Below are 26,711 nucleotides of genomic sequence, written 5' to 3' on the forward strand. Positions count from 1 at the left end.
AAGAGCCCGCGAGTGGGAGACGCATCAAGGCCTCGCGAATGGGAGACGCATCAAGGGTCCGCGAATGCGGGACGCATCAAGAGAGCCCGCGAGTGCAATACGCATCAAGAACTCCAGGTCCCGGTAGCCCCGAGGACGAGACCAGAGAACCCGAGCACCCGCTGCCGTGCCCACAACCCGCACGGCAGCCAAGTGCCGACTTTCAGTTCTGCTGATCCAAAAGTTCCACAGACCTCTGGTGGGCGCGGGCGGCGAGGGCGGTTTCCCTGGCGGCGTCGGCACCACCTTGGCCGGCGAGGTAGGTGTGCAGGTTGGCTTTGGCCTCGTACCAGGCGGCCCGTTCGGTGGCGCCGGCTTCGGCGGTGGGGCGGCTCAAGGTCAGTGCGGTCATTTCGACCAGGACGTTCACCCGCGGTCCTCCTCGACGATGTAGCGGATGGTTCGGTAGGTACACCGTGACCTGTGTTCGAATCGTTACGCCGGTCACTCCGTACCCCACGTAGTATGTCCCGTTCTGTGACCTGGACAACAGAGGTCACGTGATATTCGCTGAGGTGTCCTCTGGAGGTTGCTGCGGCTCGGCGCCGCGGACCTGGCGGTTTGCGATCATCCCGCTCGCCGGGCCTTTGTTATCCGACCGTGTCCGAGAAGCTGCGGGATTGCCGGGCGAGACGAAGATCGGCAACCACGGTTCATGAGGTCCCGCGAAAGAGGTCCCGCGAACATCGAGCCGGCCACGGGAATCGATCCGACCCGGATTTGGTGGCCAACTGGGGTTTGTCTACACTAGACCGGTTGCTTGGGCACCTCTGTGTCCGCATGTCCTGGGTGTGGTTGTCTGCATCGACATGTGGGACGGCCCGGGCACCGAGAACTCTCACGAGAACTCAATCCGGTCGACAAGTGTCGGCCGGACCGCCGAATTGCTGTAGGCCCACGGTTGACGTGCAGTTTTGTCCGTCGACGTTGCATGGGAACCGCAGCGAGAAAGGTGTCAAGGTCGAACCATGACCATGACTGATCCGATCGCAGACTTCCTGACGCGTCTGCGCAACGCCAACTCGGCGTACCACGATCAGGTGAAGGCTCCGCACTCGAAGCTCAAGGCGAACATCGCCGAGATCCTCAAGCGCGAGGGCTACATCGCCGACTACCGCACCGAAGACGCGACCGTGGGAAAGAGCCTGGTCGTCGATCTGAAGTACGGCCCCAGCCGTGAGCGCAGCCTGCAGGGCCTGCGTCGCGTCTCGAAGCCGGGTCTGCGTGTGTACGCGAAGTCCACCAACCTGCCCAAGGTCCTGGGCGGCCTCGGCGTGGCGATCATCTCCACGTCGACCGGTCTGCTCACCGATCGCCAGGCGGCCAAGCAAGGTGTAGGCGGGGAAGTCCTCGCCTACGTCTGGTAAGCGGAGGTAGGACAATGTCGCGTATTGGCAAGAAGCCCATCGCAATCCCGTCGGGCGTCGAGGTGACCATCGACGGCCAGCAGGTGTCGGTGAAGGGTCCCAAGGGCACCCTGTCGCACACCGTCGCCGAGCCGATCACCGTCGCCAAGGGTGAGGACGGCCAGCTCGAGGTCGTTCGCCCGAACGACGAGCGCCAGAGCCGCGCGCTGCACGGCCTGACCCGCACCCTGATCTCGAACATGGTCGAGGGTGTGACCAAGGGCTACGAGAAGAAGATGGAAATCTTCGGCGTCGGTTACCGCGTGCAGGCCAAGGGCTCGAACCTGGAGTTCGCCCTGGGCTACAGCCACCCGGTGCCGATCGAGGCCCCGGCGGGCATCACCTTCGCGGTGGAGTCGCCCACCAAGTTCTCTGTGTCCGGAATCGACAAGCAGGCGGTCGGCCAGATCTCTGCCGTGATCCACGGACTGCGTAAGCCCGACCCGTACAAGGGCAAGGGCATCCGCTACGCCGGCGAGGTCGTTCGCCGCAAGGTCGGAAAGACGGGTAAGTGATCATGGCGCAAACCGAAAATCAGATCGCCAAGCGCAAGCCGCGCGGCAAGGACGTGTCCACGACGCGTCGTCTGTCGAAGACCCGCCGTCACTTCCGTCTGCGCAAGAAGGTCGTCGGCACCACCGAGCGTCCGCGCCTGGTGGTCAACCGCTCCTCGCGGCACCTGCACGCGCAGCTCGTCGACGACTCGGTCGGCAAGACCATCGCCGCCGCGTCCTCGATCGAGGCCGATGTGCGCGCGCTGGACGGCGACAAGTCGGCCAAGAGCAAGAAGGTCGGCGAACTGCTGGCCGAGCGTGCCAAGGCTGCCGGTGTCGACGCCGTCGTGTTCGACCGGGGTGGCCACGACTACCACGGCCGCATCGCCGCGCTCGCCGACGCCGCTCGCGAAGCGGGGTTGAAATTCTGATGATCAAGAACAACGGAAGGAACGTCTGATGCCGGGACGTCAGAGGCGTGACGGCGGCAACGGACCCGCCGGACAGAATGGCGCTGCTGGTGGTGGCGACAACCGCGACAACCGTGGCGGTGGCCGCGACCGTCGGGGCGGCGGCGACAACCGCCGGGACAACGCTGCCGAGAAGAACCAGCTCGAGCGCGTCGTCGCGATCAACCGTGTCTCCAAGGTCGTGAAGGGTGGTCGTCGCTTCAGCTTCACCGCCCTCGTGATCGTCGGTGACGGCAACGGTCTGGTCGGCGTCGGCTACGGCAAGGCCAAGGAAGTTCCTGCGGCCATCCAGAAGGGTGTCGAGGAGGCTCGCAAGGGCTTCTTCCGCGTTCCGATGATCGGCTCGACCATCACCCACCCGGTGCAGGGTGAGGCGGCGGCCGGTGTGGTCATGCTGCGCCCGGCGTCCCCCGGTACCGGTGTGATCGCCGGTGGTGCGGCTCGTGCCGTGCTGGAATGCGCCGGCATTCATGACATCCTGGCGAAGTCGCTCGGTAGCGACAACGCCATCAACGTCGTGCACGCGACCGTTGCCGCGCTCAAGATGCTGCAGCGTCCCGAAGAGGTCGCGGCTCGCCGTGGCCTGCCGCTGGAAGACGTTGCCCCTGCGGGCATGCTGCGTGCGCGCGCCCAGGCTGCGGGAGGTGCCAGGTAAATGGCGGATCTCAAGGTGACCCAGATCAAGAGCACGATCGGTGCGAAGCAGAACCAGCGTGACAGCATGCGCACGCTCGGGCTCCGCAAGATCCGGCAGACCGTGGTTCGCGAGGACACCCCGCAGAACCGCGGCCTGATCAACGTCGTGCGCCACCTCGTGACAGTTGAGGAGGTCTGACATGACCATCAAGTTGCATCACCTGCGTCCCGCGCCCGGTGCCAAGACCGAGAAGACTCGGGTCGGCCGTGGTGAGGGTTCCAAGGGTAAGACCGCGGGCCGCGGTACCAAGGGCACCAAGGCTCGCAAGAACGTTCCGGCCGCCTTCGAGGGTGGGCAGATGCCGCTGCACATGCGGCTGCCCAAGCTCAAGGGCTTCACGAACCGGTTCCGCACGGAATACCAGGTCGTGAACGTCGGCGCTATCGCCAAGCTGTTCCCGGAGGGTGGCGAGATCGGCAAGGCCGAGCTCGTCGCGGCCGGCGCGGTTCGCAAGAACCAGCTGGTGAAGGTCCTCGGCGACGGCGAGATCGGCGTCGCGGTCCAGGTGACCGCCGACAAGGTCACCGGCGCGGCGAAGGAAAAGATCACCGCGGCCGGTGGCACTGTCACCGAGCTGGGCTGACGGTACTCTGACAATCAGTGGCACCGGACGAGTGAGAGCTCGTCCGGTGCCACTGTTAGAGTTCAATAGTTGTCTGCCAAGCCTCGCCATGGTTTTCAGCGTCCCCACATGCCGATTCGTCGGCGATGGGGTATTGCTTGAAATGACCATGTCCTGACCATGTCGTTCGCCAGGAGGATCTGTGCTTTCCGCCTTCGTATCGGCCTTCCGGACTCCGGACTTACGGCGGAAGATTCTCTTCACGCTGGGGTTGATCGCGCTGTACCGGTTGGGTGCCGCGCTGCCGTCCCCCGGTGTCGACTACAAGGCCGTCCAGGAGTGCGTCAAGCAGGTGTCCGGCGGTGAAGACGCCGGTATCTACCAGCTGATCAACCTGTTCTCCGGTGGTGCGCTACTGCAGCTTTCGGTGTTCGCGATCGGCATCATGCCGTACATCACCGCGAGCATCATCATCCAGCTGCTGACCGTCGTCATCCCGCGGTTCGAGGAACTGCGCAAGGAAGGCCAGTCCGGCCAGACCAAGATGACGCAGTACACCCGGTATCTGTCCATCGCCCTGGCCATCCTGCAGGCCACCGGTCTGGTCGCGCTCGCCTCGCGCGGTCAGCTGCTGCAGGGCTGCCAGAAGGACATCATCGCCGACAACGGCATCTTCGCGATGATCATCATCGTGCTGGTGATGACCGCCGGTGCGGCACTGGTCATGTGGTTCGGCGAGCAGATCACCGAGCGCGGGATCGGCAACGGCATGTCGCTGCTGATCTTCGCCGGCATCGCGGCCCGCATCCCGACCGAGGGCAAGTCCATCCTGGACAGCCGCGGCGGACTGGTGTTCGGCCTGGTGTGTGTCGCGGCGTTCGCGATCATCGTCGCCGTCATCTTCGTCGAGCAGGGCCAGCGCCGGATTCCGGTGCAGTACGCCAAGCGCGTGGTCGGCCGCAAGATGTACGGTGGCTCCTCTACCTACCTGCCGTTGAAGGTCAATCAGGCCGGTGTCATCCCGGTGATCTTCGCGTCCTCGCTGCTGTACCTGCCCAACCTGGTGGCTCAGCTGACCTCCGCGCGCAACAACCCGGATCCGAGTTGGTGGCAGGACATCATCAACAAGTACCTGGTGTCTCCGGGCAACCCGGTCTACATCGCGATCTACTTCGGTCTGATCGTGTTCTTCACCTACTTCTATGTCGCGATCACCTTCAACCCGGAGGAACGCGCGGACGAGATGAAGAAGTTCGGTGGTTTCATTCCGGGGTATCGCCCGGGTAAGCCCACCGCCGACTACCTCAATTTCGTCCTGAGCCGTATCACCCTCCCCGGCTCGATCTACCTCGGTCTCGTTGCCGTGCTGCCGAATCTGTTCCTGGATATCGGCGCATCCGCTAACACCCAGAACCTCCCGTTCGGTGGCACCGCGGTGCTGATCATGGTGAGCGTCGGTCTGGACACCGTGAAGCAGATCGAAAGCCAGCTGATGAATCGAAATTACGAAGGGTTCCTCAAGTGAGAGTTGTACTCCTCGGTCCGCCTGGTGCCGGCAAGGGCACCCAGGCCGTCCTGCTGTCGGAAAAGCTGGGCGTCCCGCACATCTCCACCGGAGACCTGTTCCGCGCGAACATCAGCCAGCAGACCCCGCTGGGTCGCGAAGCGCAGAAGTACATGGACGCGGGCGATCTCGTGCCCAGCGATGTCACCAACCGCATGGTCGAGGCCCGGGTGAACGAGCCCGACGCCGTGAACGGCTTTGTGCTGGACGGCTACCCGCGCACGGTCGACCAGGCCGACGCGCTGGAGAAGATCCTCAAGGACATGGACACCAAGCTCGACGCGGTGCTGTGTTTCGTGGTGCCCGAGGACACGGTGGTCGCGCGCATGCTCTCGCGTGGTCGCGCCGACGACAACGAAGGCGTGATCCGCAACCGGCTGCGGGTGTACCGCGAGGAGACCGAGCCGTTGCTCGAGCATTACGACGGGCTGGTCGTCTCGGTGGACGGCGTCGGCGAGGTCGACGAGGTCAACGCGCGCGCACTGCGGGCCCTGGGCCACTGATGACCGACGCCGGGGCACTGTTGCCGCGCACGATGGAGGCCTGAGGCCGCGTGGTCTTCAATCGCAAGAAGAAGGTCGTGCCGTTCCGCACGGCAGGTGAGCTGGATGCCATGGCGGCTGCCGGTGCGATCGTCGGTCGTGCGTTGGTCGCTGTGCGCGCGGCTGCCAAGCCCGGCGTCTCCACCCTCGAACTCGACGACGTGGCCGAGCAGGTGATCCGTGACGCGGGCGCCGTGCCGTCCTTCAAGGGCTACCACGGCTTCCCCGGCTCGATCTGTGCGTCGGTGAACGACCGTGTGGTGCACGGGATTCCGACCGCGGAAGAGATTCTCGCCGAGGGCGACCTGGTTTCCATCGACTGTGGCGCCATCCTCGACGGCTGGCACGGCGATTCGGCGTGGACGTTCGGCGTCGGCACCATCATCGAGGCCGACCGGCTGCTGAGCGAGGCGACCAAGCTGTCCATGGAGGCGGGCATCGAGGCCATGCTGCCGGGCAACCGGCTCTCCGACGTCTCGCACGCCATCGAACTCGGCACCCGCGCGGCGGAGCAGAAGCACGGTCGTGCCTACGGCATCGTCGACGGCTACGGTGGGCACGCCATCGGCCGGGAGATGCATCTCGATCCGTTCCTCGCCAACGAGGGCGCCCCGGGTAAGGGCCCGAAGCTCGTGGTCGGCTCGGTGCTCGCGATCGAGCCCATGCTGACCCTCGGCACCACCCAAACCCAGGTGCTCGGCGACGATTGGACCGTTGTCACCATCGACGGGTCGCGTGCCGCGCACTGGGAGCACACGGTCGCCGTCACCGAAAACGGTCCCCGCATTCTCACCCTCCGCCCGGAGTAATCGGGCAACGCTTCCGGGCTCGATCCGATCGAGCCGTGCCTGCGGCGGGTATGCACGGTTCCCCAGTCTTGTGTGGCGAGGACGCGATCGCACCGACACCGGACTCTGGGTCCGGCTGATCACGTCGCGCGATCCGGCGACACGTTTGTTGTCGCTGGATCTGGACGTTACCCAGCTGCCGCGCTGGATCGGTGACGTCGTTCCTTGCGCCTACTGCGCCTGGCCGTGACGTGGCGGTCCGGGCGACGCTGCCCGGTGGTGAATCAGGTCGACAGTCGGTCCTGATTCCTCGGTGTGCTGAACGATGCTGTCAGCGTATGTCCAGGGTGGGCGGCGGCACGTGAGTAGGGAACTACTCGAATCTGCTTGGCGCACCACGTAGTTGGGGCCGATGTCGGCGAAACACGGAAGTCTGCGCGCATCCGGAAAGGGGCGCTGGCATGCGAATTCGGCCGGGGCAGGTAATGTCCGGCAGCTGCAGGGAACGACGGACGTCCCGTCTTGCCCGAGCCGGCGCAACAGGTTCGGGCACGACGGGCGTGGCAGTGTCGCGGGTCAGTTGCCGCGTAGCCGGGCGCGCAGCACCAAAGTGATCAGGGGAAGGTCGAATTCGCCCTCGGCCGTCTCCGGTCTGCTGCGCAGATAGTCGACGATCCGGCCGAGCACCTCGGCCCGCTGTTGCGCCGACACCACCAGCGTGTGCGAATGCGTACCGATGGTCGCGGCCAGCGTCTCGGCGGTCCGGCGCTGGGAATGCGGGAATTCGGCGCTCACGAAGTCTTCGAACAGGGGATGCGCGGGCAGCGCCGAATCGCCGGGTTCCACCGCCGTGGTGGAGGCTTCGGTCCTGGTGACATCCGCGAGACCGGCGACCCAGCCGACGCGTTTGTCGTCGGTGTTCCACAGGGCCGCGAAAACGCCGCCGCGGCGCAGCACCCTGGCGAACTCGGGGAAGGCCCGGTCCTGATCGAACCAGTGGAACGCCTGCCCGGCCACGATCGCGTCGACCGATCCGGTCGCCAGCGGAATCGCCTCGGCCGTACCCTCATACGCCCGCACGCCGGGTAGGCGGCGCATCAATTCGACCCGCATGCCGTCGTCGGGCTCGACGGCGATCACGGTGGCGCCCGCGGCCAGCAGACCCTCGGTGAGTTTGCCGGTGCCCGCGCCGAGGTCGAGGACGACCGGCGCGGGCACGGCCGGAACGGGTTTCAAAGCCCACTGGACCGCCGCGAGCGGGTAGTCGGGCCGGTGTTCGGCATAGGCTGCCGCGTGGGTACCAAAAGAGGATGCGCGCCGGGCACGCAGGGCACGTTTGTCCGTTTCTCGATCAGTCGTATTCCCCATGCGCCCAACCATAGATCCGTGCGGCGGGCGCGCGGGGACATTTACGACGCGCCCGGCAGCCGGCGTACGCCGGCACAGACCTCGGCGGCCAGGTCGTCGTAGCCGACGGCCAGTTCGGCCAACCGCTGCCACGCATCCCACAGATCCCACTCCGACGCGCTCGCCAGCGCGGCGTAGGCGTTCGCGGTGAACTGGGCGAGCCGATCGATCACCGCGCCGACCGTTTCGGTGTGCACGTGGGCGGCGCCGTGCGCGGGCGGCAACTGGACGGTGATCCAGCGATCGATGTCGCGCACCAAACTCGCACGCAGCGTGTCGATCTCGTCCGCGGACTGGCGATCGGCGCTGATCCGCCGCTCGTGCAGGGTGGTCAGCTCGTGCGCGCACCGCAGCAGCGGGTTGTCTTCCGGATGATCACCCCGGCAAGCCTGCAGCACTTGATGTTTGGCGGGGAGCTGGCCCGTCGTCATCGCGACCCCATGTTCCGGCAGGAGCGCACCGTATTGACGATCGAGACACCGGAGGGGCGAAAGGTGTTCTCCGGAGGCACAATCCACTCTCGATAGCCGGTACCGGGGTTACCGGGGGAGGGGAGCGCGATCTCACCGCCGATCGGCACGATGGACACGTTGAGCCGGAACAGTTCGGCGAACAAACGGACGTCGTCGGGCAGGTCGGGACGGATCAGAAAGGTCCAGCGTTTGGATCGAACATGAGAAATGATCGGGCCCAATGGATTTCGATGGCGTATCAGATCGTCGTGTACCTGTTGACCCAGCGCGGCGGGCATCGTGATGGCGCCGACGAAACCGGCCCGGACGGTGATCCGGCCGATCTCCGGATGAAATCCGGCGGGGAGGTCGCAGGTGTGGCGGTAATAGGCGCATCGGGCGGCAGGAGTTTCCGCCAACGCCACTTGGTCCATGGGGAGCCTCGACTAGCATCGTTGTCTGGTGAAGCCGCCGGAGCCGATACGCCATAGGCACTGGGAGTGACCTGGGACACCGTTCTGGCGTGATCTCAGTGAAGCACCCCGGGGGACGGCGGTAACCGTTGCGTTCAATTAGTTCTCGTTAAGTTCGCCGCGATGACGTTTACCTGGTGTTTTTCGCTCATCCAGAGGGCTGAACAACCCCCGGTCAGGGGGTTGTGCGGAAGAACAGGGCGCGGTCGCCGTGCTCGGCCAACGGCGTGGTCGCGCTGATCTGCCGCAGCCCGCTGGAGGGCAGGTAGGTGAGGTTGGCGAACATCTGGGTGTTGCCGAACGCCGCGCGCAGCTTGGTCTCCGTCGCCCGGTCGGCGTTCAGTTCCGCCAGCATCTTGAAGTCCAGTGGCGCGAGCGGCTTGTCCAGCGGCTCCTGCCCGGCGGGCCGGCCGAGCGCGGCGTACTGGGTGGCGACGCCGTGCTCGTACCAGCACAGCTCGTAGGCGATGTGTTCGGTCACGGTGATCGCGGCGACCGGCCAATCCTGGGAAAGTCGCATCGCCAGTGGATGTTTCGCGACCGGTGTCAGTTCCCAGTGCAGGCTCATCACGGTGACCCAGCCACCATAGGGCTGGTCGATCAGCACGATGTCGTCGCCGAGTTTCTCGGCCGTGTTCACCTCGGCGTCGGTGGTCTTCACATGTTCGTCGCGTTCACCGAAGTAGCTGGCCCGATCCAGCGGATAGGCGTCATCGGTCGCGTACGCGCCGATGATCGCCGCCCGGATCTGGGCGATCGCGTCGGGGGTCGGGCAGTACACGCTCAGCGCACCGAAGCTGGTGCCGATCTGCACCGGCATCGACGGCGGATCGGGTTCCGCGCCGGGCAGCAACGGGCGCAGGCCGACCAGCGCCAGCTTCCAGTTGAGTTCTTCGACGGTGGACAGGTCGCCCGAGGACTTGAACAGGATCTGCTGCTGGGTCAGCCGCCCCGCCTGCTCCAGCGTGCGGCAACCGAGCTCGGTGAGCGCCTTGTACGACTTCGGGGTCAGGTCGAGGTCTTGAATCCCGCACGCGCGCAAGCGGATCGACATATTCGTCGACGTGAACGCGGAGTAGCGCTCGCGGTACATCGACAGGGCCTGCTTGCGCGACCGGCCGACCATCAGGGTGCGCAGCAGGGTGCTCAGGCTGGCCAGGTACTTGCCGGACAGCTCCGGATTCGCCGCGGCCAGCGCGCTGCGGATGCGCGCCGCCTCCCCGGTCGCCGCCACGGCGGCGTCCTGGTCGAGCCGGCCCAGCCAGACACCGCATTTCGACAGGCCGTCGGCGCAGAGTCCGGCGACTTCCGGATGGATCCGGGCCAGTTGCCGGTAGGCGTCGCAGGCCCGTCGAATGGTGGTGGTCGCCAGCTCACGACGGCCGCTGTGCCGGGCCGCCAATTCGACCGCACGCAGCGCCTCGTTCAGCTCGCCGGCGACGCGGGCATTCAACACCTGCCCGGTGGCGAGCAACCGCAGCCGGATGCCGACCGCTTCTTCGGCGGGCGCGAGGGCGTCTCGGGTCCGGTCGCGGACCGACCCGTCGGTCTTCGTGGCGATAAAGCCTTTCGCGAGTTCACTCAGCGAGGTCGCGAGCCGAAGATCCGCCTCGATCGAACGATCGAGCGCCGCATAGCGATCCGCGGCGACCTGACGCTCCAACGCGCCCAGATCCATCGAGCCCCTCGTTTCCAGCATGATCCTCCGCTAACCGGCGGCATCGAGCCACTCATCATCCGTGCACGAGTCTGTCACGGTTGTCGGCCGGGCGCACCAGGTTGTCCCGGCCTGCGGCGTTCTCGCTCCTCATGTCCTTGCTCGCCACCGGATTCCGGTACCGGGCGCGGCTGCCCGGGTGGTCGGGGTGTGCGTCCGGTGCGCTGGTCGGCGCGCGAAAGTGCTGACGGCTTTGCGGTATTCGTCGTCTTCGGGACGGGTGAGCGGTGCCGAGGGTCACGCCTCGAGCAGCAGGGTGACCGGTCCGTCGTTGACCAGTTCGATCCGCATGTGCGCGCCGAACCGTCCGGTCGCCACGGTAGCGCCGAGTTCGCGGAGGGTCTGCGCGAACGTGTCGACCAGCGGTTCGGCGACGGCTCCCGGTGCGGCCGCGTTCCAGGACGGTCTACGTCCCTTGGCGGTGTCGGCGTAGAGCGTGAATTGACTGACCACCAGAATCGGCGCGCTCAGGTCGGCGGCCGAGCGCTCGCCGTCGAGGATGCGCAACCGCCACACCTTGTCGGCGAGCGCTTTCGCGACCGCCTCGGTATCGCCGTGGGTGACGCCGACCAGCGCGACCAAGCCGTGCGGCGCACCGGTCGCGGCCGGCTCGATCCGGCCGACCACCTCGTCGTCGACGGTCACCTCGGCGGAGCGGACTCGTTGCAGCAGGACTCGCACAGCCGTTGATCATGCCGGGCCGGTGCGCCGGGCGGGCCGCGGGGTGTTCGGCAGTGCTACCAGAGCGAGCGGGGACGGATGTCGTTCGCGAGATCGATCAGCGCGTAACGATGCAACCGGCTCGGTGTGGTTCGCGCGACCGCACGCAGGGCCGATTCCAGCCCGCCGCGGAGTCCGGCCTCGGTGAAAGGGCAGCCGAGGATCGTGGTGCGTGGTTCCGCTTGCCCGCCCGCCTGCACCCAGGACAGGGCCGCGCCGAGCACGATGGCCCGCAGCTGGGTCAGGCGCGGGTCGTCCGGCAGCGCGTGCACATGCGCTACGGCCGCGTCGAGGTCCGCCCGGGTCAGATCGGCCACCGGCCGGGTCGCCGACAGCAGGCACGCGGTCATTCTCGCGGTGTTGTGGTGCCGCGAGGAATCGGGCACCTGCTGCAGCGTGGACACCGCGGCATCGATATCGCCGGCGGCGGCGAGGCCGCGCGCGAGCCCGAACGCCGCGCTCGCCACGCCGCGGGTGTTACGCCAGACCGAGCGGTAGCGCTCGGTGGCCTGCGCTCGCCACCGGTCCTGATCCTCGGTCGCCGAGCCCGATTGCAGGACGAGTTCTGCAGTGGCGGCCAGGGCGAGCAGCGGTGCGATCTCGCCGGGCACCATCGCGTGTACTCGATCGAAATGCGCATGGGCCAGCACATATTCGGCGCAGGACAGGTCGGCTATGGCGGTGTACCACTGGATCCGCCAGTCCGCCCGATGGGCGGGCGCCAGCTGGGTGAGGTACTGCCGCGCCTGCTCGACCTCGCCCAGATCGAGGTGTGCGCGCACCGCGGTCAAGGTGCCCTCCAGCTCGAAGGTCGACGGCGTGCCGATGACCCCGGCACTCATATCGGCGGCGCTCTGGCGCAGCGTATCCAGGGCTTGTTGCGAATCGCCGTGCAGCAGTGGGGAAAGCAGTTCCGCGCTCGGATCCTCGCTGTCGATCAGCGGAACCGGTAGCGCGGCAATGACACTCGCGGTGTCGAGGGTCGGGGCCGCGTGCACTCCCGCGATGACGCCCTCGGTCTGCCGGATCAACGCCTCGATGCCGAAATCCCCACGCGGCGAACCGAATACGGCCGAAGTCTGGGGATGTTCGTGGTTGGTGTCCTCGGCCAGCACCGAACGGAGCACGCCGGCGAGTTGCCGGTACATCGCGTAGGCGGAGGGAAATCGCTGCTCCGGGTCGGCGTCGGTCGCGCGCAGGAGCAACCGCTCGAAGGACGGATAGCGCCGCAGCACCGGTGCCTCGTCGGCCGTCGGGAGGGCGGGGATGGTCGGGCCGAGTCGTTCGAGCGGGATCGGCAGGGTGAGCGCGGCGAGCGTGCGCCCGACCGTGTGGATATCGGAGGCCACGGTTGGTCCGGTACTGGTGAATTCAGGTGCTTGATACCCGAAGGTGCCGTACAGGCTGCCGCCGGATTCCCGGGCGGCGACCGCGCCGAGGTCGATCAGTTTGACCTCGTCCTCGGTGACCATGATGTTGTCGGGCTTCAAATCGTTGTAGGCCAGGCCGAACGAGTGCAGATAATCCAGTGCGGGCAGCACTTCCATCACATAGGCGATGGCTTCGGCGACCGGCAGGCGTTCCGGGGCACGGCGGTCGAGCATGGTCTTCAGCGATTGGCCGCCGATGTATTCCATCACGATGTATCCGGAGGAAATTCCGTCGGCGGAACGATGTTTGACGAAGTTGAAGATCTTCACGATCCCCGGATGCGACATTTCGGAAAGGAACTGCCGTTCGGCGAGCGCCACGACGTGCGCTTCGAAATCGAGCGGGTTCTGCAGTCCTTTCAAGACCACCCAGCGATCGCTGACATTTCGATCGCGGGCCAGGTATATCCACCCCATGCCGCCGTAGGCGAGACACCCCCGGACTTCGTATTGGCCCGCCACCACGTCGCCGGGGTTCAGTGCGGGACGGAAGTTGAACGGAGAGCCGCATTGCGGACAGGTGCCCGCCGACGCGCCGCGTTGCGTGCCCGACGACCGGCCGACGGGCTTCTGGCATTTCCAGCAGAAGCGTTTGTCCTCGGGAACCTCGGGATCGGACAGCATCGCACCGGCCGGGTCGACCTGATCGACCTGCGGCAGTTCGACCAGTCCCGCGGTCAGCCTGCGCACACTGGGCCGGGATCGGACGCTCGGAGTCGAGCTGGGCATGGTCTCCGAGCCGAGCGCTGCTTCCGCCTCCGGTGACCACTGATCGGTCTCGTTCGCCGACACGCGCCGGGTGGCCCACGGCGAGGGGGCCCGATGCGGTATTTCGGTGGGATCGCGGGTCAGTGTCGTCGCCGGCGGGACCGGGCGAATGTTGTCGGACGCACTGAGGTGTTCCGGCATTCGACCCTCTCCGCACCACGAATACAATTCCGGGACCGAACCCGCCCTGTTCGGTGGCGCCGTGCGATATCGGCGCCACCGAACAGGACGAACTCATCGGTCTCAGCGCGATTCTGCCTCATCGGACGTAACATCGGCGTTAGTTGTGCGGGTGGAATCCGTAATACGAAGATCACGATGTTCCAGCGGCCGCTCCGCGACCACCGGGAACACGCCGGTATAGCCATCGCGCATTGCGGCGACGTGCATGACCCGGCGTCGCGCGAGGTACCAGCCACCGACGAGGGTCGGGCCCATGATCACCACCATCGCGATGACCGCGCCGCGCTGCACATCGCTGTCGCTGAACAGCATCAGCAGCACGACCGCGGCGAGGAATACCAGCGTCGCGATGCTCGTGTAGGGCGCGCCGAGCAGCCGGAACGCGGGGCGTTCCATCCGTCCCTCGCGCGACCAGGACCACAGCTTGAGCTGGCACAGCACGATCGCGGCCCACGCGGTGACGGTGCCGAGGGCGGACATGTTCAGCACGATCTCGAAGGCCTTCTCCGGGACCAGGGCGTTGAGCCCGACGCCGATCAGCGCGACCGCGCCGGTCGCGAGGATGCCGACATAGGGCACCCCGCGTCGCGACATCAGCGCCGCCATGCCGGGAGCGCTGCCGTTCATCGCCATCGACCGCAGGATCCGCCCGGTCGAATACAGTCCGGCGTTGAGGCTGGAGAACGCCGCGGTCAACACCACCAGGTTCATCATCGTGCCCGCGCCGTCGACCCCGATCTTGGAGAAGAACGTGACGAACGGGCTCTCCCCGGACTTGAACGCGGTGTAGGGCAGCAGCAGCGACAGCAGCACCAGCGAGCCGACGTAGAACAGCGCGATCCGGGCGATGACCGAGTTGATCGCGCGCGGCATGATCTTGGCCGGGTTCTCGGTCTCACCGGCGGCGGTGCCGATCAATTCGACCGCGGCATAGGCGAAGATGACGCCGGTGGTACACAACACGATCGGGATCAGGCCGTTCGGCAGCAGGCCACCGTGCTCGCTGATCACGCTGATCCCGGTGCTGTTGCCCTCGATCGGCGTGCGGCGCGCGAGGAAGACCGTGCCGACGATGAGGAACCCGACCAGCGCGACCACCTTGATCAGCGCCGCCCAGAACTCCATCTCACCGAACCAGCGCACCGACACCATGTTGATGCAGACCACCAGGGCCAGCGCGACCAACGCGATGGTCCACTGCGGGATCACCTGGAAACTGCCCCAGTAGTGCACGTAGGTGGCGATCGCGGTGATATCCACGATGCCGGTCATGCACCAGTGGAAGAAATACATCCAGCCCACACCGAAGGCCAGCTTCTCGCCGTAGAACTCGCGAGCGTAGGACACGAACGAACCCGAGGACGGGCGATGCAGAATCAGCTCGCCCAGCGCCCGCAGGATGAAGAACACGAACACACCGCACACGGCGTACGCGAGGAAAAGCCCAGCCCCGGCATCTCTCAACCGCCCGCCGGCACCTAGGAACAAACCGGTGCCGATGGCACCACCGATAGCGATCATCTGCAATTGACGTGGACGCAGCGCCTTGTGATAGCCCACGTCTTCGGCGTGCAAGGCACGCGCGGCGGCGGCCTGTTGCTGCACCTCGGCCGGCGGTCGAACGATGGTCATGGGGTTGCCTTCCCTGTGACGGCTGTCATATCGCTGAGTAACGTACCGCTAGATAACGGCACGTTCAATAGTTGCGGCCAGTTGTCATCTCATGAAATGAAATCGTCATATACGGCAATCCGGCGGCAAACCGTTGCGCGGCAAGCGATATCGCGGGGGTTGCGACGGTGTGTCCGGGCCCGCTGGACGGGCTCCGCCGGGGTGGCTCACGGGGTGGTGGGGGTGAGGCGTCGCACCTCAGGTCGGTGAACAACCTTGTTTCGGTGTGGTTTCCTTGAGGTATGGCAGCGGATACCGAGTTCACTATCGACGAGCTGGCGCGCGAGGCGGGGACAACCGTGCGGAGTCTGCGCGTCTATCACGAGCGGGGCGTGCTGCCGCCGCCGCAGGTGAAGGGGCGGACCGGGTTCTACGGGGACGAGCACCTCAATCGGGTGCGCACCATCGGCAGGTTGCTGGACCGCGGGATCAAGCTGAACGGCATCCGGGAACTGCTCGAGGCCTGGGATCGCGGCGACGATCTCGGCGACGTGCTCGGGGTGCCCGATCAGGAGCCGCACGCGCATTCCGGCGTGCCTGCCGCGCTGCCCGATCCGGCGGTGCCGATCGCCGAGGTAGACGAAACATTAATTGCCGCAACCGAACTCGCCGATCTGTATCGAGAAGTGCCGAACGGCTTCGCCCGGGTGGTCGCGGCCGGTCTGTATGAGCCGCTCGATGCCGCCACCTACCGAGTGGCCGATCGTCCGCTGCTCCGGATCGTCGAGCAGCTGTGCTCGGCCGGCGCGACGCCGGTGCAGGCGCTCGATGAGGTCGAGCGGTTGCAGGGGGATTGCGACCGGATCGCTCGTCGCTTTGCCGACACCTTCGAGCGGACCGCGTGGCAGGCGTTCCGGCAGTCCGGGCGTACCGCGGCGGATCGGAACGAGCTGGCCGAGCGGGTTGCCGGCACGCGGATACTCCCTGGTCAGGCCGCTGCGGACCTCGTGGGCCGATTCATCGCGCGGTATCTGGAGCGGGATATCCCGGAACTGGGCGACGAGTTGTCCGGACGGTGAAACCCCTGGTCGAGATCGTGGGATGATGCTGGTCAAATCTTGCCGCTAGACAGCGGCGCATTATTCGATGTAACGTTGTGTCAGGACCTGGGGACATGCCCAAAGCGACGCCAATCTCTGCGCATGTCCCCGGGGCCTTACCGTCGGCCCTGGGTGGCCGCCGTGTCCCCTGGTGCGCACACCGATGAGGGGAAGCAGGGGACACCGGCGCTCCCACTCGGGGCCGACCGGTGTTCGGCGGCCGATTCGCACGCGTACCCCGCCGACGCCGAACATCAACGCGTATAGCACATTTCGCCTAGCAGACGATCAGGTGTACCCGCCCGTTGTCTGTAACTGTCGTGGCACTTTCCGTTCATTTCCGAGCAACAGGCGAGTTGCTATCGGCTGTCATCGTCGATTCCGTAGGAGCTGACGTGCGGGCGACCGCACATGCGCGGAGGGAACGCGGGTGGCGGACAAAGTCCAATACGACTCGGATCTTTTCTTCAAGGCGGCGAAGAAGACCGGGGACGCGCGGGACCGGATCAACGCGGTGCTGCACACCTTGCAGGCCTCGCTCAACGCACGCGGAAACCCCTGGGGCAACGACACACTCGGTCGTAACTTCGCGAACGGACCGGACGGCGCCGGTGGCTACACCTCCTCGCGCGACAACATGATCACCGGTGCGACCAATATCGCGGGCTCGCTCGACAACTTCTCCTCCGGCCAGACCAAGAGCGCCAAGCTGCTCGAGAAGATGGAAAACGGCAACCGCGACGGCTTCAACTGAGCCCAATTGCCGTATAGCCCACAATGATTGAACTGCCCGGCTGGCTCGAATGGCTCGAGCCGATAGTCGGCATGGAGTGGCCCGAGGGCAACGAAGACCAGATGTGGGCCCTGGCCCAGGACTGGCACACCGCCGCGGCGGACCTGCGCACCATCCTCGGCGACATCGACGCCGCGAAAAGTGCTTCGCTGACCGCGTATCCGGCCGGCGAAGGCGTCGAAGAGATGATCAAGGGCTTCGACAGCATGCGGTCCGGCGACGGATCGGAGAAGGACCAGTCGCTGGAGAAGCTGGCCACGCTCTTCGATCGGATCGGTGAATCCGCCAACAGCGTCGGCACCGAGATCGAGTACGCCAAACTGATGTACTGGTCCTCCCTGGGCCTGCTGGCGGCCGAACTCGCTGCGGCATGGCTGTTTCCGCCGACCGCGCCCGCGGTCGAGGCGGCTGCGATCGGGCTCACCCGGGTGGCGGTGCGGATCATCGGCCAGCGGGTCGTCGCCGCGATCATCCGGCACGTCGGCAAACTTGTCGCGTCCAAGTTCGCGAAATTCATGCTGCGGCATGTCGCGATCGACACGATGCTCGGCACTGTGCAGGAACTAGGTGTCCAGCAGTGGCAGGTCGATCAAGGGCATCGCAAGAACATCAACTGGGAACAGGTCGCGGTCACCGCGGTGAGCTCGGCCGCGGGCGGTGCCGCGGCGGGACCGTTCGGCGACTGGCTCGGCAACAAGCTGAGCGCGGAGATGAAGCCGTGGATGCGCGCCGCGATCACCGGTCCCGCAGCGGGTCTCGTCGGCGCCGGCGCGGGTTTCGTCGCCGCGACCGGCACCCAGTTCGGGATCGATGCCGCGAAGAACGGATGGGGCGACGCCTGGAACAACCTGAAGAACACCCCGGTCGACTGGCGGATGTTCACCGCGGGCGCCTCCAACGGTGCCATGTCGGCAGTGAACAAGGTTGGTGCACAGCATGCTTGGGGCAGCATGCGGCCGGAGATGTTCGGCAGGCCGGATTTCGGGACCCGCTTCGCCGATGCGGTCGATGGTCCCGGTGGTGCGCAGTCGACCGACGGTGTGCGCGTCGGATTCCGACCTGAGGGGGCTGGCGATGGCAGTCGCGCCGCGGCAGGTGATGGCAGTAGGGGTGCGGCAGGTGACGGCAACAGGGCGGCGGGGGACGGCAGCCGGTCCGCGAACGATGGCAGTGCAACACGTCCCGCCGGGGCTGAGGGGCAGGGCCGCGTCGCCGAGGGGGACGCTGGTCGGCAGAACAGCAGCGATGGGGCAGAGCGGGGTTCGGCGGGCGACGACAGACGGTCTGGCGAAGGCGACCGCAGAGGTTCAGGCGAAAGCGATAGCGGCGCTTCGGGCGAGAACAACAGTGGTGCGTCGAGGGAAAGCGACAGCGGGGCGGCGCGCGATTCCGTGAGCCGATCGGGTGACTCGGTTCGGAGCGCGGGCAGCGAGGCGTTATCGGATGGCCGGGCGGGTGACGCCGCGGCCCGGGCCGGTGACGGCAGCACCGGTCGACCTATCGAAGGCGGCAGTGCGAATGCTGATCGCGCGAACGCTGATCGTGCGGCCGCCCAGGCCGATTCGAGTGGTGCTGTCGACCAGCGCGCAGGGATGGCGGCGCAGGACGCGGTGCACCTCTCCGAAGGTCGCATCGACGCCACCACTACCGGAAATGACTCGGTCGCGGCGCGCACCGGCCTGGCAGACGGCGGTCCGGTCACGACCGCGCCCGCGCACCCGCCTGCCACCCATCCGAGTGCTGCTCCGGCGCACCAGAGTTCAACCGGGACCGCCGCAGGTAGTGAAAGCCGTGGTAACCCTGGATCTTCCAGTCCGCTGCGGCCGGTGGCCGGCGAGGTCCGGCCACACGCCGGTGCGGATGCGTCACGCGTCGAACAGCCGCGTACGGGTGCGGAGCCGCGCGCCGGGACCCCGGACAGTCGAGTGTCTGGCGAGGCACGCACGTCTACTGATCGTCCGCGCGCGGCCGATGTCCGTGGCGAAAGTACCGGCGGTGAACAGCGTAGGTCGGGCCTGGCCGATGGTTCCGCGCGCGGCAACGATCACCGGACGGGCTTGCAGTCGGGCTCGAGTGGTGAATCAGTGCCACCGGGGCACGCTGTCGCGTATGGTTCCATCCCGGCCCGGCAGCAAACCGACGGCGCGGTACCGGTGTCGGAAAGCGAGCCCCCGGCGCGAGCCGACCGTGGCAGTCCGCTCGATGTGGCGGGGGTGTTGCCCCTCGCGGCCGCAGCCGGTGCGGAGACGGGCCCGACACCGCGCGCGGATCGACCTGTGCCCACGGATACCGGCCGGCGCACTATCGATGAGCCGGACGCGTCGAGTCCGGATCTGTCGGAAACCGAGCATCCACGCGACTGCGCGATCCGCAGCCTCGAATTGATCCGGGATCTCACCGGTAGCGCCGTGATCGAGGTGCCGACCAGGGAAATCGGTCTGGATGGCGTGTCCCAGTCGGAGATCGAGCACGCCGCCGGTGTGCCGCTGCGAGACGTCGAGAACCACAACGTGATTCGGGACGCGCTGTTGTACGAGACCGGGCCGGACGGCAGCGTGCTCCGCGACGCCGACGGCAACCCGATCGAGCGGCCCGACGGGGTGGCCGCGCTGGTGGTGGACGTCTACGGCACGGTCGACGAGCACAACGTCGGTGCCCACGCCTACGTGCTGGTCAAAGAGAACGGGACGGTCGTCGTCCGCGACCTCACCGCGGGGTTGGCGCACGGTTTCCCGCCGATCCTGCCGGACGGCGACCATCCGGTCGCGCTCATCCGCACGATCCTGTTCGACGAGAACGGGATTCCGCAGCAGCACGGCGAGTCCGACACGGTACCCACTGCTTCGGAACTGCACACCGTCGATGTCGGCGATCGTCCGCCCGCACCGGACGGCGACCCGGTCGAACCTGCTTCGAGCTCGAACGGCGGCGGGAAGAAGCCGCCGAGCGAACTACCGCCGCCCGCCGCCCCGGACGATCCGGGCGAGCACGCGAAGCCGAATTCGCACCGCGACAACGATTCCGATGATGCGCCGGTACTCGAACCGGACGAGATCGTGCTCGCCGACGATTTCCGCCCGCACACCGTCGAGATCGACGGTGAGCAAGTGCCGTTGGCATTGCGCCCGGACGGCGAAGATCGTTGGCGCGCAGTACCTGCCGCCGACGGTGAGGTGCCCGCCCGCCGCGAGAACTCGAGCGAGTTCGAGAAGACGTCCGCGGTTCGCCGTGCGTGGGAACGCTTTCGGGACCGGACCCATGTGCGCGGCTACGAGGGTGACAATCCGAAATACCCGTCCGGCTCGGGTGAGGACGGCCGTGGGCAGACCGCGCTGCGCGACGGCGTTGCCAGCGCACCGGACCTGTTCGATCCGCCGCCCGCCCCGGCACCGCACGTGCCGGCCAACCCGGACGTTCCGACGATGGGTCCCGCCCCGGAACCGGGAGCGGGCAACGCGCCCAACGTCGCTCGCATCCTGAAAGAGGGCGCGACGATGTGGAAGAACCGCGAGCTCGTCCCCCTCCTCGGTCAGCTCTCGGGACGTGAGCGCGATGTGGCAGGCGATTTCGTGCCGCCGCGCACGGCGGACGGCGAGGAGTATCGGTTCTGGGTCAGTGACGCGGACCCGGACCTGGTGCGCGAGACCGTCACCGACCTCTTCGAGGTGGGCCGGATGTCGGACGAAGAGGCCAGGGCGGTCTTGACCGATGCGCTCACCGTGTCCGATCCGGAACAGCGCCGCCGGATCGTCGACGATATGGCGCGGCTGGGTCTGATCTCCGAAGCCCAAGCCGAGCTGCTGGCGCAGCAGCCGCCCGCGCCGGAGCCCATAGCCGAGCCGGACGGCCCGCCACCCGCCGACGAATCGCTCTCGGACATGGCGGATCGCCTGGGCTTCGAGCTCCCCGACGACGATCCGGCGACGGTGCGCCGCATGATCGACGAGCAGGAATATCGCACCCTGCGCGAGGCCGCGGCAGTCGAAGGACTCGCGGATGCCTACCGGCGTTTCAACGAGGAACAGACCCGGCCGTACACCAGAGAGGATGTGGCAGGCCAGGATTCGCGGACACCGCTGGAAGCGGGCGAGAGTCGGAGCCGGCCACCGGGGGAGCTCGAAGGATCGGGCGCGCGCAGGCGCGACAACGACGCCGACTTCTACTTGGACGACGACGAATTCGATGAGGACGGGGGTGATCGTCGCCCCACCCGGCACGGGGAACCTGATCCAGCCGGTCAACCTATCCCGTATTCCGACGAAGTCAGCTTCTTCGACGAGAATCCGATGGGCCGCTTCCTCAAGGAGATCAACGCGGCGTTCGACGGCATACCGGGTGTACAGAACTACACGCCTGTCGGCAACGGCGCGGACCCGCTCAAAGAGTGGGGCGATATCGGACCGGACGACGACGAACTCGGCCGCGATCAGGGGCCGCGGGCCTACTTCGAGCATGCGCTGCGCCGCGATCAGCTCCGCGATGAATTATCCACCTGGGCACAGATGTTCGGGCTCGACATCGACTCCGTGACCATCCAGCGGATCGAAGAACTGCGGGCCGCGAACCAGGTGCGCGCCGATCGGCTGGCCGAGTTCGCCGATGCCGCCGAGATCCGGCTGTATCCCGCGTCCGACGATCAGCCGCCTGTCGGACAGCCGTTCGGCGACCAGGTCGTGCGGATTCCGGTCGGCGAGGGTGTGCCCGATCGGCTGGTGGTCATCGACGGGCCACAGGACCGGGCAACCGCGCTGGCCAAGGTGCTCGCCGAGCATCCCGACCTCGCGCAGGCGGTGAATCGCGGTGAGGTGCAGGTCGATTTCCATAAAGCCCGGACGGATCGAAACGGTCGCATCCATCTCGAGCCGGTCGGCACCCCCGATGTCTACCACCATCGGGAACGCGTCGACGGTCGCGATCTGGCGGTAACCCTGTTGCGCGACAGCGACGGTCAGTGGCGGCCGGTGGTGCTCGACGACACCGCCGCTCCCCGCACCGAGCCGGATGCCGTGAACGCGCCGGACGCTCCGCCGCGGCCGCGCCCGGAGATCCTCGCGGATCTGGTGGATGTGGCACGGACACTCGGGCTGCAACCCGATGCCTTGCATCCAGACCGGCTGGCACAGACGATCGCGGATCTGAAGCTGGACAACGCCGTTCGCGCCGGACAGATCGAAGCGCTGGCCGATTTCGCGCGGTCGATGAACGATATCGCTTCGTTCAACGACATCAGCGACGCGCGCAGCCAATTGGCCACGCGCCTCGGCATTCCCGAGGCCGAGCTGAGCCCGCAACGCCTCGCCGACGCGCTGACCGACAGCTCGTTCCGAAATGCGTTACGCGCACAGCAGGTAGCCGACCTCGTGGCGTACGCCAAGCAACTGCGCGATCTGGATCCCGCCGCTTTCGTCGCCGCGCGCGACCAATTGGCGAAGCGGCTCGGTGTCGAGCCGTCCGAGCTGTTTCCGCCGAAGTACAGCAAGAACGAAGCGGGCCGGCTGGTGCACGGCCTGGACTCGAACAGCCTCGATCCGAAGAAGCTCCGCAAGCTGTTCGCGCAGCTCGAGCGGGACGGCAAACAGGATCTGCTGAAGAACGCGCTCACCGAGTACGCGGGCGCGCTCATCCGGGTAGACCCCTACTCCGACGTACCGCGCGGCGACCTTTCCGCCGACCCGCGCGTCACCGGCGAACCGCCCATCCACGATCCCGAGGCGATCCACGCCCTGCGCGACATCATCCGCGACGCGATGCAGTCGGGTGATCCGCTCGACTTCGGGCAGACACTTGCCGACCATCCCGGTCGGCAGGACGGCGACGGCACCTGGAATCGCGACAGCGACAACACCGGCGACCGGCCTGATCCCAACCGGGACTGGGCCCGGCTCGTCGGCGTGGACCTCGCCGATGCCGACGATGCCACCTTCCGCAAGGTGTACGAGGCCTACCGCGACGGCAAGATCGAAAAGCACGAGGGGCTCAACCCGCAGGAACTGGCCGCCGAAATCGCGAAGATGCGCGACGAGGTCCGCCGGCGGGCAGCACAGATCCGCGAACTCGCCGCGTTGGCGGACGAGTTCTACGCTGCGCCGGAACAGCTTTCGGGCGGTGCGGAGCGCGGTCGGCCGGGTGACGGGCCGGGCACACCGCTCGATGGGCCGGACGGGGATCCTCCCTCAACCGCGCCGCCCGCCACCGATCCACCGCCTCGTCGGCCGGGTTCCGGCGGCGCGGAGGTGCCGCCGGTCTCGCACGATCGACCGACAGCCGCCGAGCCGAAGACGGACGATTCGAATAGTTCTGCGCGGGAGCGTGGTTCGGGCGGCGCTGGGACGCGACGCGCTCCGGAACAACCGCGGTCGTTCGTCGAGGAAGTGCTGCGCCGAGAGACCGAGGCGCTGGACGAAGCGCTCCGGCACAACGAGGAGTGGGCGCAGCGCGAACATCAGCGATTGATGGACGAGTTGGCGCAGCATAGGCGCGACATGGCGGCGCGGTTCGATGCGGCTATCGATCGCGACAGTGCCGATCCTGCAGGTACGGACAAGAGTTCAGAACCCTTGGCAGAGGGCGAGATTGATCCCGGGGCGCCCATCCGGGAGGGATCGTCGCCCGAAACGGGCAGCGGGCCGTCCGCGAAGGAATCGCCGGTAGATCCGGTGCGGCCGCCGGTTTCGGCGACGCCGACCGAGAACGCGCCGGACCGACCGTCGCGGATCGATGAGGCGTTGGCGCGTGAGCTGGCGGCGGTGGACGAGTCGTATCGGCGGCACGCCGAGGAGGCCGACGCGGAGTTGCAGCGGGTGCTCGATCGGCTCGATCAGGTGGGTCGCGAGCTGGACGAGTCGCTGAAAGCCGCTGATCGCCCGCCGGAAGCTCAACCCGACGAGCCGGTTTCGCGCATCGATGCGGCGCTGGCACGGGAGCTGGCGAAAGTCGACGAAGCGTATCGACGCCATACCGAATGGTCCGATACCGAACTCCGGCAGGTGCTCGACCGCCTCGAACAGATCAGCCGTGAACTGGGTGTGCCTGACACTCAGGCGGATTCGGTCGACCCGCGCACGCGCATCGATGAAGCGTTGACGCGTGAGCTGGCCGCGCTGGACGAATCGTATCGGCGGCACGCCGAGGAAGCCGACGCGGAGCTGCAGCGGGTGCTCGACCGGCTCGAGCAGGTCGGTCGCGAGCTGAACGCGTCGCTGGATGCGCATGAGAGTGCGCTGGAACCCGATTCGACGGATCCGAGCTCACGGATCGATGACGCACTGTCAAGGGAACTCGCAAAGGTAGACGATGCCTACCGCCGCCACGCGGCAGCAGCCGACGCCCACCTCCGACACACCCTCGACCGGCTCGACCGCATCCGCACCGACCTCGCAGCCCAATCCGACCACCAGCGACTGACGGATGACCTGGATGCCGCCCACCGCGAAATAGCCGACAAGTTCGCCGAACTCGAACAGCGCGAAACCAGCGGGACCGCGGCGACGGAACCGGGTGCGTCGCAGACGCGAAATCCGGGCACCCCGGACGAGTCCGCACCGCAGCCGGGCACAGACTCGCGCACAAACCGCGCAGACGATGCCGATCCGCCGAAACCCGCTACCCCCGAAGCTGGTTCACACCGAATCCCACAGCTACCAGGTCGAGCCCTGCGTTCACACATCCCTCACCCACCCAGGGACTACGAGTTCGAGTTCCCCGAACCCATCCACCCCACCCCCCTCCCATGGCCCGTCCCGGACCCCCAACCCCCCACCCCACCTCAACCCCCGACCCCACCTCAACCCCCGACCCCACCGGTCACCCCGCACCCGCCACACCCGCCCGCCACCCCACACCCGCCCATACCCCCATGCCCTCCGGCGCCCCCACAGCCCCCCACACCACCGGTCCCACCAACCGAACCACCGGAAACCCCGACACCCCCGAACTTGCCCGTGCCGCCGGGCATTCCGGTTCCGCCGGGTCTGCCGGTGCCGCCGGGGATCCCGGTTCCGCCAGGTCTGCCGGTCCCACCCACCGAACCGCCGGCAATCCCGACACCGCCGAACTTGCCTGTGCCGCCAAGCATTCCAGTTCCACCGGATACGCCGCTTCCGCCGGGGATCCCGGTTCCGCCGGGTCTGCCGGTCCCGCCGGAGATCCCGATTCCACCGGATCTGCCAATCCCGCCTGGGTTGCCGCTTCCGCCGCGGATTCCGGCTCCGCCGGACGTGCCAATCCCGCCTGAGTTGCCGACGCCGCCGAATCTGCCGACCATGCCGGATTGGCCCGCTCCGCCTGTGTTTCCGCTGCCGCCGGAGCCTTCAACGTCGCCTGTGCCGCCGGGCGTGCCGGTCCAGCCGGAGTCCGCGGTTCAGCAGGACATAGCGCAGCCGCCAACCCGGCCAGGGCAGGCACAGTCCCCGGTACCGCCGAATTCGTCACAACTCCCGACCGTGCCGGGCGCACCTGCACCGGATTTGTGGGTGCCGCCGCAGGACCCGGCGCCGAACCCTTCACCGGCGCCGCCAGTCCCGTCTGGCCAGTTGCAGAGCCCGATCTCGCTGCAGCCGCCGACTGTGCCGGGTCAGCCAGAACCGTCGACACCCCCGAACGCGGCGCAGTCGACTGCACCGGGACCGCCCCAGTTCTCGGCCCCGCCGAACGTGCCGCACCCGCCGGGCGCACCTGCACCGGATTTGTGGGTGCCGCCGCAGGACCCGGCGCCGAACTCTGCACAGTCGCCAACCCAGCCGGGGGCGCCGCAGGATCGCACTCCGCACATACCGGGTTCGTCGGTACCGGGGAGTCAAGCAGGTCCATCGCAGGACCCGGCTCGGCCGAATGTCCCATCTTCGCCGCAGGTTTCGCCCACTCCGCCAGGCCTGTCGGGCTCGGATGTCTCTCCGGCGCAGAGCGCACCACCGGCTCCTCCGTTCGTTCCGCCGATGGGTGGCGGTGCGCAATCCAACAGCGGACGCGGTAGCGGGTATGGGCGGCGCTCGTACGTCACTGAAAGTTCCAGCAGTACAACGATTGTGGTGCGTCCGTATGTGGGTTACGGCGTATTCGCCGAGTTCGAGCCTGCGACGGGGGCGTTGCGGGCGACTCCTGCGGGGGTGAGTCCGCTGGGTGGGGTCTATGGCGATTTGGGTGACGTGCCGGTGGTGCTGTACCGGCATCAGGGCCGGTTGGGTTTGCGTATCGGTAGTCAGGACATCGATCTGGACGGGCCCGTCGCTGTGCAGTGGCTTCCTTACGATCAGCGCACGACACGGTTCGTGGTCAGCGTCGGGGGCGCGATCGTCGCGGACTTGCGTTACCGCTCGCTGCCCGCGGACATGGATCTGGGCCTGCTGCTCCGGGACGTCATCGCGGACGCGCCTCGGCGCGCCGCCATCTTCGCCTGACCGCACCCATCCTGTGCTACGACACAGCAGGTGAGGACTGGTTTTGTGCACTCCGCCCGATCGAAACGGCGGTGATTGCCAGGGGTGCGAAGCACTTGGT

The 26,711-nt window shown here is 67.1% G+C and carries 20 protein-coding genes; 12 read left to right on the forward strand and 8 right to left on the reverse strand.

Translation table 11 applies throughout. The features are described 5' to 3' along the window. Positions 1–202 precede the first annotated feature (202 nt). Entirely contained in the window at positions 203–409 is a 207-nt protein-coding gene (locus NVU01S_RS26660) for a hypothetical protein (protein ID WP_043682606.1), read from the reverse strand. A gap of 598 nt (positions 410–1,007) precedes the next feature. Between NVU01S_RS26660 and rpsH the strand changes: the two genes are divergently transcribed. From rpsH to map, 9 genes are all read left to right on the forward strand, one after another. Beyond that, positions 1,008–1,406, forward strand: coding sequence for a 30S ribosomal protein S8 (gene rpsH, locus NVU01S_RS26665; protein WP_014981717.1), 399 nt, complete (start codon positions 1,008–1,010; stop codon positions 1,404–1,406). 14 nt (positions 1,407–1,420) lie between these two features. Further along, a complete protein-coding gene (gene rplF / locus NVU01S_RS26670; protein WP_043682603.1) occupies positions 1,421–1,960 on the forward strand; it encodes a 50S ribosomal protein L6 in 540 nt (179 codons plus the stop codon). Between the two features lie 2 nt (positions 1,961–1,962). Continuing rightward, a complete protein-coding gene (gene rplR, locus NVU01S_RS26675; RefSeq protein WP_014981719.1) occupies positions 1,963–2,370 on the forward strand; it encodes a 50S ribosomal protein L18 in 408 nt (135 codons plus the stop codon). 28 nt (positions 2,371–2,398) lie between these two features. Beyond that, entirely contained in the window at positions 2,399–3,064 is a 666-nt protein-coding gene (rpsE, locus tag NVU01S_RS26680; RefSeq protein ID WP_014981720.1) for a 30S ribosomal protein S5, read from the forward strand. Continuing rightward, positions 3,065–3,244, forward strand: coding sequence for a 50S ribosomal protein L30 (gene rpmD / locus NVU01S_RS26685; protein ID WP_014981721.1), 180 nt, complete (start codon positions 3,065–3,067; stop codon positions 3,242–3,244). Position 3,245: 1 nt separating this feature from the next. Beyond that, positions 3,246–3,689: a 50S ribosomal protein L15 gene (rplO, locus tag NVU01S_RS26690; protein WP_042265077.1), complete on the forward strand. Its 444-nt coding sequence runs from the start codon at positions 3,246–3,248 to the stop codon at positions 3,687–3,689. Positions 3,690–3,870: 181 nt separating this feature from the next. Beyond that, positions 3,871–5,193 (forward strand): preprotein translocase subunit SecY, encoded by a 1,323-nt coding sequence (gene secY, locus NVU01S_RS26695; protein ID WP_014981723.1) that lies wholly within the window; start codon positions 3,871–3,873, stop codon positions 5,191–5,193. After that, the gene (locus NVU01S_RS26700) at positions 5,190–5,735 is read left to right on the forward strand and encodes an adenylate kinase (protein ID WP_029892542.1); all 546 of its coding nucleotides are present in this window, start codon (positions 5,190–5,192) and stop codon (positions 5,733–5,735) included. Before secY ends, NVU01S_RS26700 begins: the two co-directional genes overlap by 4 nt. 50 nt (positions 5,736–5,785) lie before the next feature. Continuing rightward, positions 5,786–6,583 carry a type I methionyl aminopeptidase gene (gene map / locus NVU01S_RS26705; protein ID WP_043682597.1) on the forward strand — a complete coding sequence of 266 codons (798 nt, stop codon included), beginning with the start codon at positions 5,786–5,788 and terminating at the stop codon, positions 6,581–6,583. Between the two features lie 555 nt (positions 6,584–7,138). Here map and NVU01S_RS26710 read toward each other — a convergent pair. The 7 genes from NVU01S_RS26710 to NVU01S_RS26740 form a co-directional block, all read right to left on the reverse strand. Continuing rightward, positions 7,139–7,930 carry a class I SAM-dependent methyltransferase gene (locus tag NVU01S_RS26710; protein ID WP_052281428.1) on the reverse strand — a complete coding sequence of 264 codons (792 nt, stop codon included), beginning with the start codon at positions 7,928–7,930 and terminating at the stop codon, positions 7,139–7,141. Between the two features lie 41 nt (positions 7,931–7,971). Next, on the reverse strand, positions 7,972–8,400 hold the full coding sequence (locus NVU01S_RS26715) for a DUF4254 domain-containing protein (RefSeq protein ID WP_043682592.1): 429 nt from the start codon (positions 8,398–8,400) through the stop codon (positions 7,972–7,974). Continuing rightward, on the reverse strand, positions 8,397–8,855 hold the full coding sequence (locus NVU01S_RS26720) for a hypothetical protein (protein ID WP_043682589.1): 459 nt from the start codon (positions 8,853–8,855) through the stop codon (positions 8,397–8,399). Before NVU01S_RS26720 ends, NVU01S_RS26715 begins: the two co-directional genes overlap by 4 nt. A 214-nt stretch (positions 8,856–9,069) precedes the next feature. Continuing rightward, positions 9,070–10,593 (reverse strand): hypothetical protein, encoded by a 1,524-nt coding sequence (locus NVU01S_RS26725; protein WP_244467565.1) that lies wholly within the window; start codon positions 10,591–10,593, stop codon positions 9,070–9,072. A 255-nt stretch (positions 10,594–10,848) separates the two neighbouring features. After that, positions 10,849–11,292: a D-aminoacyl-tRNA deacylase gene (gene dtd / locus NVU01S_RS26730; protein ID WP_043682586.1), complete on the reverse strand. Its 444-nt coding sequence runs from the start codon at positions 11,290–11,292 to the stop codon at positions 10,849–10,851. 56 nt (positions 11,293–11,348) lie between these two features. Further along, entirely contained in the window at positions 11,349–13,670 is a 2,322-nt protein-coding gene (locus NVU01S_RS26735) for a serine/threonine-protein kinase (RefSeq protein WP_043682584.1), read from the reverse strand. Between the two features lie 102 nt (positions 13,671–13,772). After that, positions 13,773–15,344 carry an amino acid permease gene (locus NVU01S_RS26740; protein ID WP_052281427.1) on the reverse strand — a complete coding sequence of 524 codons (1,572 nt, stop codon included), beginning with the start codon at positions 15,342–15,344 and terminating at the stop codon, positions 13,773–13,775. A gap of 281 nt (positions 15,345–15,625) precedes the next feature. Here NVU01S_RS26740 and NVU01S_RS26745 point away from each other — a divergent pair, with 281 nt between their 5' ends. The 3 genes from NVU01S_RS26745 (at position 15,626) to NVU01S_RS26755 (ending at position 26,611) form a co-directional block, all read left to right on the forward strand. Then, positions 15,626–16,402: a MerR family transcriptional regulator gene (locus NVU01S_RS26745; RefSeq protein ID WP_043682580.1), complete on the forward strand. Its 777-nt coding sequence runs from the start codon at positions 15,626–15,628 to the stop codon at positions 16,400–16,402. Between the two features lie 451 nt (positions 16,403–16,853). Beyond that, positions 16,854–17,177: a hypothetical protein gene (locus NVU01S_RS26750; RefSeq protein WP_014981734.1), complete on the forward strand. Its 324-nt coding sequence runs from the start codon at positions 16,854–16,856 to the stop codon at positions 17,175–17,177. Positions 17,178–17,200: 23 nt separating this feature from the next. Further along, entirely contained in the window at positions 17,201–26,611 is a 9,411-nt protein-coding gene (locus NVU01S_RS26755) for a WXG100-like domain-containing protein (RefSeq protein WP_063048173.1), read from the forward strand. Positions 26,612–26,711 lie beyond the last annotated feature (100 nt).

Origin of the sequence: Nocardia vulneris, assembly GCF_001613425.1 — a bacterium.
Classification (GTDB): domain Bacteria; phylum Actinomycetota; class Actinomycetes; order Mycobacteriales; family Mycobacteriaceae; genus Nocardia; species Nocardia vulneris.

Coding starts and splice junctions, on each gene's coding strand:
- rpsH (WP_014981717.1), top strand. CDS start 1,008: ATGACCATGACTGATCCGATCGCAGACTTCCTGACGCGTCTGCGCAAC.
- rpmD (WP_014981721.1), top strand. CDS start 3,065: ATGGCGGATCTCAAGGTGACCCAGATCAAGAGCACGATCGGTGCGAAG.
- rplR (WP_014981719.1), top strand. CDS start 1,963: ATGGCGCAAACCGAAAATCAGATCGCCAAGCGCAAGCCGCGCGGCAAG.
- NVU01S_RS26715 (WP_043682592.1), bottom strand. CDS start 8,400: ATGACGACGGGCCAGCTCCCCGCCAAACATCAAGTGCTGCAGGCTTGC.
- NVU01S_RS26720 (WP_043682589.1), bottom strand. CDS start 8,855: ATGGACCAAGTGGCGTTGGCGGAAACTCCTGCCGCCCGATGCGCCTAT.
- NVU01S_RS26725 (WP_244467565.1), bottom strand. CDS start 10,593: ATGCTGGAAACGAGGGGCTCGATGGATCTGGGCGCGTTGGAGCGTCAG.
- rplF (WP_043682603.1), top strand. CDS start 1,421: ATGTCGCGTATTGGCAAGAAGCCCATCGCAATCCCGTCGGGCGTCGAG.
- rplO (WP_042265077.1), top strand. CDS start 3,246: ATGACCATCAAGTTGCATCACCTGCGTCCCGCGCCCGGTGCCAAGACC.
- NVU01S_RS26755 (WP_063048173.1), top strand. CDS start 17,201: ATGATTGAACTGCCCGGCTGGCTCGAATGGCTCGAGCCGATAGTCGGC.
- rpsE (WP_014981720.1), top strand. CDS start 2,399: ATGCCGGGACGTCAGAGGCGTGACGGCGGCAACGGACCCGCCGGACAG.
- NVU01S_RS26745 (WP_043682580.1), top strand. CDS start 15,626: ATGGCAGCGGATACCGAGTTCACTATCGACGAGCTGGCGCGCGAGGCG.
- NVU01S_RS26740 (WP_052281427.1), bottom strand. CDS start 15,344: ATGACCATCGTTCGACCGCCGGCCGAGGTGCAGCAACAGGCCGCCGCC.
- NVU01S_RS26735 (WP_043682584.1), bottom strand. CDS start 13,670: ATGCCGGAACACCTCAGTGCGTCCGACAACATTCGCCCGGTCCCGCCG.
- NVU01S_RS26710 (WP_052281428.1), bottom strand. CDS start 7,930: ATGGGGAATACGACTGATCGAGAAACGGACAAACGTGCCCTGCGTGCC.